The following is a 5519-nucleotide window of genomic DNA, read 5'->3' on the forward strand; positions in this document are numbered from 1 at the left end:
GCGGCTGTCCCCCGGAACCGGGTCCGGTCGGCTGCGGCTGCGGCTGCGGCTGCGGCTGCGGCTGCGGCTGCGGCTGCGAGGAAGGCGTCCTCCAGACTGCTGCGCCGCGTACGCAACTCCATTACCACCAGCCGGTGTCGTGCGGCGACCGCGCCAACGCACTCGGCGTCGACACCGGTCACGATCAGGCCGTCCGACGCGTCCGCCCACGCCTGCGCGCCCTCCTGACGCAGCAGGGCGGCCAGTTCATCCGACCGATCGGTGCGCACGACCACCTCGGAGCGGGTGTGGGCGGCGACGAACTCCTCGGCCGGCTGCGCGGCGATCAGCCGGCCCCGCCCGATCACCACCAGGTCCCCTGCCAGCGTGACCATCTCCGACAGCAGGTGTGAGGAGACGAGCACGACCCGCCCCTCCTCGGCGAGCCCGACGAGCAAGCGGCGCATCCAGCGCACGCCTTCCGGATCGAGACAGTCGGCCGGTTCGTCCAGGATCAGGTACTCCGGATCCCCCAGGAGCGCCGTGGCCAGCCCCAGCCGTTGCCGCATGCCCGGGCTGAGACGGCCGGTCCGGCAGTGGCGTACGCCGTCGAGGCCCACCAGGGACAGCACGTCCCGTACCCGCCGATCCGGCAGGCCCATGCCGGCGGCGACCATCCGCAGGTGGTGGTGGGTACTGCGGGCCGGGTGCACGGCACCCGGGTCCGTCAGCGAGCCGACCGTCCCGGCCGGGCATCCGAGCTGCGCGTACCGCACACCGTCGAAGGTGGTGCTGCCCTCCCCCGTGTCCAGCCCGAGCATCAGACGCATCGTGGTCGACTTGCCGGCGCCGTTCGGGCCGAGGAGGCCCGTGACCACCCCCGGCCGCACCGTGAACGAGAGGCCGTCCACGGCAAGCCTGTCGCCGTACCTCTTCCGCAACCCCTGCACCCGAAGCATGCCCTTCCCTTCCACCGGCTCGCCCCATTGGACGAACAGCCTCCACACTCCGCGGAAAGCCGGGGGCGGGGCATCGGACGACCGGGCAGGCCCGGTACGACTTTCGGGTGACGGCAACGAGCTGAAAGACGAACGTGAACGGGGACGTCGCCGGGTGACGATACGGCGACCGAACGCAATGGCCCGGCTCAACGCCCGGCGAGGAGGCCGATGAACGCGCTCCTCGGCAGCCTCGCCCGGTTCGCAGTCGGACGCCACGGCACGAAACAAGAAGACAAGGAGTCACCCCCATGCGTCATCGTCTTGCCGCCATCACGCTGACCGCCGCCCTGACCGGCGGCGCCCTGCTCGCGGCAGCACCCGCACAGGCCGCCCCCACCCGGCAGGCCGGCCCCACCGCCGCAGTCGCCGCGACCCCCCGCCACGACATACCCGCGCTCCTCCACCACTTGGAGTTCCTGTACGACAAGGCCGTACGCCTGGAACAGCTCGGGATGCACGCGGACGCCGAACGCACCCGCTCCGAAGCCAGGCTACTGAAGGCGCTGATCGACAACATCATCAAGTCGGGCGGCTGACCCGGCCGACCCCCGGCGGGCACCACACACGGGAGCCCGCCGGGCCCATCCGGACTGCCCGGGCGTGAAAGCGGGCTGCTCATCCTTCGGCTCCGGCCTGGGGAGCGGCTGATCTCCACCGTGGACCGGGCCAGGAACCATAGGTGCCGTACGGGCGTCTCTGCCGCCGCAAGTGGAGAGCACCGTCCGGCACCAACGACCTGGGGGGGCACCCGCGATGGCCCGAAGGACCCGAGGAACCTGGAAGACCTGGAGATCGTGGAGAGCGGTGACCACCGCTCTCGTCATGCTGATCTGCCTGACCGCCGCCGGGGCGTCAGCCGCCACCGCCGACCCGGGCGGACCGTTCGCGCCCAACGTGGACCAGCACTGCGCCATACAGAACAGTGGCAGCGGTCCCATGACGACCTCAATACCCGTCGACCGGATCACCCTCAACCTCGAGACCGTCGGCTACCCCCCGACCGACTCCACCATCACCGCCTCCTACACCATCAGCGGCAGCACCAGGACCGGCACCGCCAACGGCACGTTCGACACCGCCAGGAAGAACGCCACGTTCAACTTCTCGGTGTCCAACCCGCCGCCGGGCGCGACGCTGACCGTCACCTACCAGGTGTGGGTGCACGGCGTCTACTACAGCAACTTCGTGAGCGTTCCGCTGGCTCCCTGCACCTGGGACAATCCCGCCTACGTCGACGCTTCGACGTGGAACGACTACGTGACCGTGACCGGCGTCTCCCAGCGCTGCGAGACCGTCGACATCGGCGTCGGCGGCAGGCACGCCTACGTCCGCGAGGACGTCGTGACGGTGAACGTCGCACACGGTCCGTCCTACGGGCCCTCGCCGTACGCGGGCCGGTCGGTCTGGGCCGACTACTGGATCGTCGGTCAGAAGGCCTACACCTCGGGGGCGTCCGGCGTGTTCAACACGGACGGCAAGGCCACGCTGTCGTTCGCGATCCTCACTCCGACCACCGGCGCCGAACTCGACGTGCTGGCAAGCGGCCAAGCGGGCTCGCGAACCTTCCCCGGGCACTCCTGGACCACCATCGCCTGCTGACCCGGCAGGCCCGTGATGAGTCCGACTTCCTCGCATGCGCCGGGCCCATGGATGGCGGGCACACCCGTGACCGTGCCGCCGCCGAGGCAGGGCGGCTTTGAGGACGGGGGCGAGTTCCTTCGGCAGGGCCGGGCCGGTGTAGTCGAGGTAGGGCGGGGCGTCCTTGAAGGTCGTGTAGCCGAACTCAAGGCTGATGGCTGGACTGGTCGGATCGCGGCTGGCGGAAATGATCACAAGAACGTCCGTCAGGACTCCGTCGTGGCGCCCGGGCAACGGATCGGCCCGACGCGTGCAGTGCCAACCGCCGCGCAGAGCCGGCCCGGTCGCGGCAGGTGATCCGGACCTCAGGGTGATCCCGCAGCCAGGACTCGGAGGTGGCCTCGGCCCGGTCGCCCCGCCCATCACGCCTGATATCCGCCCAACCATCCCCAAAATAGCGACAGGGCAGGGCACAGGAGTCGAGCCAGAACCCGAGAGATGGCGTCGGCGAATGGACCAGCGTGGCCCGGACCGCCGGCTCGGGTGCCAGGGGGACGTGCCGGTGCCCCGGAATGACCTTCGCCGCCTGCCGTCTAACCTCTCCTCCTGGGGGTGTGATTATGGGAAAGACGATCTTGGCTGAGTCCATCAGGTACTCCGCCGTGTGCCAGGAATGCGGCGCCCAGGCGGAGTGGTGCGGTGTACAGGCGCTGGTGGGCGAGGCACTGCGGTGGGATGTCGACGCGACGTGTCCGGCCTGCGGGTTTGCCGTGGCCGTGTGTGGCGGTGACCTGCTGGCGGAGCTGCGCGGCAGACTGCTCTCCGAGCACGGGCGGGCAAGGTTGCGGGTGGCCCCACCGGCGAAGAACGCCGCCATCATGCGGGTTCTGCGGGCGGAACTCGGCATCGGACTGGACGGCGTCCGGGCCGTTCTGGATCAGGTCTTGACCGGGCGGTACTCAGGGACCCTGCCTGAGATGGAGCTCCTGGCGCGGAAGCTGCGTGCATCAGGCATCGAAGCCGTCGCCTCACGGACGGCGGATTGAGTGCACCTGCCGGGCGCAACGACCGGGTTCGGCGAGGGCGAGCCCGAGCCGAGGAGGTGGCCTGGGCCGGCTGGCGTCGGCCCTCCCGCGCCGAGTGAGGGAACCGTCTACTCGCCGGCGCGGGCCACAAGCAGCGGCTGGAAGAAGCCCGTCTCCTGGGGCATCCGCCACTGGGGGTCGACGAACCCCGCCTGGGCCGCGAGGCCGGCCAGCCGGTCCCGGCCAAGTGCCCAGTAGGTGGTCCGGCGCACTTGGACGCGCCATTCTCCGCCCTCCGGGAGGAGTTGGAAGTGCTCCAGGTCGTAGCGCTCGCCGTCGTCGTGCCACTGCCAGAGCTGGAAGGTGACGGTTCGCTGTCCTCCGTCGGCTTCGGCGACCCTGTGGACTTGCGGAGGCGTCGAAGCCGGGCGATCGCGCAGCAGGTCGTCGTAGGGCCGTGTGCTGATCAGCAGTCGGCCGCCGGGGCGCAGGACCCGGCGCATCTCAGTCAGTGCGGTGTGCACATCCTGCTCTGTCAGCAGGTGGGGCAGGGAGTTGTCGGCGCAGACGACCGCATCGAACTGGCCGTCTGCGAAGGGGAGGCGGCGCATGTCGGCGGCGGCCGTGCGCAGGCTCAGGCTCCGGCGGGCGGCCTCCCCGGTGGCGCGGGCGGCGGCGCGGGGGCTGATGTCGGTCCCGGTGACGCGGTGCCCGCGCAGTGCCAGGCCGATGGCCTGGGTGCCGATGCCGCAGGAACAGTCGAGCACCGCCGCGCGATCCTGGCCGATCAACGCGTCCAGGGCGTCCCCCTGCCGACGGATGCTCGCGTCCCAGTCCGAGTAGATCAGGTGGTAGTCGTCGGCCAGCTCGTCATAGAAGCGCGCCACTGATGTCTCCGGCATGACCGTAGATTACCGTGCGGGATTTCCTGGAGGCGCTGGTCACCCTGGTGACCGGCACCAACGTCCCCGCTGACCACAGCACCGGATTGCGCAACGTCCACAACTCCCCGTCAGGAGTGGTCGGTCACCGGGTATTGGCCTTCCCCTGCGCGCCTCAGCCCCGCACGCACCGACTTCGGTGCGGACACCTTCTTCAACACCAGGTTCGGCGGCCCATCAGGATCAGCACGGAAGTACACCTCGTCCCCACCTTCCGCATAGAGCTGAACCCCACCGATCCGGTCAAGACCGTCTCCATCCACCGACAGGTAGACGAAGTCGGCCGACCCCTTCCTCTTCACGAGCTCCCACCGGCCGCCGAAGTCAGCGGCACCGGAGGTGTACCCGGTCGAGACCCCGGTCGCGGAGAACGTCCCATCAGCCCCAAGCACGATCTCGCCGCCCGCCTTCTCGTTCCGGTACACCCCCGGCAGCTCATTCGGATCGACAGAACCCAGACACCCCGAGCTGAACACCGCACAGACCACCAGCACGAGGGCCAACCGCCATCCACCCCTGAGCCCAGCAGGCATGCCCACAGACCTCTCCCCCAACATCCGATGCTTCGGCCCTACAGCCACACCACATCATTTGAACACGATCAAAAACAACCCGCACCCCGACCCCCACGACTCACACAGCAGGCCCCGGGCCCTGCGGCCGTCCACCGCCGTCGCCACCAATCCCCTCAGCCCGGCCGGCCGGCACCACTCCCGGCGGAGACCTCGGTGAACCAGGGGTGGACCGGTGCGAGGGCCGTCGGCGCGGGCCAGCCGTTGACCGTGGCCGGCAACCGCCAGTAGCGCTCGGCGTCCGGGTCCGCGGTGGACCGCAGCCGGGCCAGGAGCCAGTGGCGCAGTCCACCCGCGTCCGCCCGCCGGAACGCGTCGGCGTAGAGGCCGCCCAGCGCGTCGGCGGGGGACACACCGGTCGCGGAGGCCGGCAGGAGGCCGACGGCTGCGGCTTCGCCGACGCGTTCGCGTATCGCCCGGTCG

Annotated in this window: 6 protein-coding genes and 1 pseudogene; 3 read left to right on the forward strand and 4 right to left on the reverse strand. The window is 70.3% G+C overall.

What is annotated here, in order from left to right; genetic code table 11:
• A partial coding sequence (locus tag AB0O29_RS33855; RefSeq protein ID WP_365159664.1) for an ATP-binding cassette domain-containing protein occupies positions 1 to 953 on the reverse strand: 953 nt, incomplete at its 3' end.
• Positions 954 to 1228: 275 nt separating this feature from the next.
• Here AB0O29_RS33855 and AB0O29_RS33860 point away from each other — a divergent pair.
• From AB0O29_RS33860 to AB0O29_RS33870, 3 genes are all read left to right on the forward strand, one after another.
• Positions 1229 to 1516, forward strand: a complete 288-nt coding sequence (locus AB0O29_RS33860) for a hypothetical protein (protein WP_365159667.1) — start codon at positions 1229 to 1231, stop codon at positions 1514 to 1516.
• A gap of 268 nt (positions 1517 to 1784) precedes the next feature.
• Complete coding sequence (locus AB0O29_RS33865; protein ID WP_365159670.1) at positions 1785 to 2579, forward strand: hypothetical protein; 795 nt, start codon at positions 1785 to 1787, stop codon at positions 2577 to 2579.
• A gap of 599 nt (positions 2580 to 3178) precedes the next feature.
• Entirely contained in the window at positions 3179 to 3604 is a 426-nt protein-coding gene (locus AB0O29_RS33870; RefSeq protein WP_365159673.1) for a hypothetical protein, read from the forward strand.
• A 107-nt stretch (positions 3605 to 3711) separates the two neighbouring features.
• On the opposite strand, the gene AB0O29_RS33875 is transcribed toward AB0O29_RS33870, so the two are convergent.
• The 3 genes and pseudogenes from AB0O29_RS33875 to AB0O29_RS33885 all read right to left on the reverse strand — a co-directional run.
• The gene (locus tag AB0O29_RS33875; protein ID WP_365159675.1) at positions 3712 to 4485 is read right to left on the reverse strand and encodes a class I SAM-dependent methyltransferase; all 774 of its coding nucleotides are present in this window, start codon (positions 4483 to 4485) and stop codon (positions 3712 to 3714) included.
• Positions 4486 to 4595: 110 nt separating this feature from the next.
• Entirely contained in the window at positions 4596 to 5018 is a 423-nt protein-coding gene (locus tag AB0O29_RS33880) for a hypothetical protein (RefSeq protein WP_365159678.1), read from the reverse strand.
• Between the two features lie 194 nt (positions 5019 to 5212).
• Positions 5213 to 5519: pseudogene (locus AB0O29_RS33885) on the reverse strand (MerR family transcriptional regulator); the annotation flags it as partial.

It is taken from the genome of Streptomyces sp. NPDC089915, assembly GCF_040684675.1.
Classification (GTDB): Bacteria; Actinomycetota; Actinomycetes; order Streptomycetales; family Streptomycetaceae; genus Streptomyces.

Bases quoted from the DNA above. Each gene is read 5' to 3' on its own strand.
- AB0O29_RS33860 (WP_365159667.1), top strand. From the start codon at position 1,229: ATGCGTCATCGTCTTGCCGCCATCACGCTGACCGCCGCCCTGACCGGC.
- AB0O29_RS33870 (WP_365159673.1), top strand. From the start codon at position 3,179: ATGGGAAAGACGATCTTGGCTGAGTCCATCAGGTACTCCGCCGTGTGC.
- AB0O29_RS33875 (WP_365159675.1), bottom strand. From the start codon at position 4,485: ATGCCGGAGACATCAGTGGCGCGCTTCTATGACGAGCTGGCCGACGAC.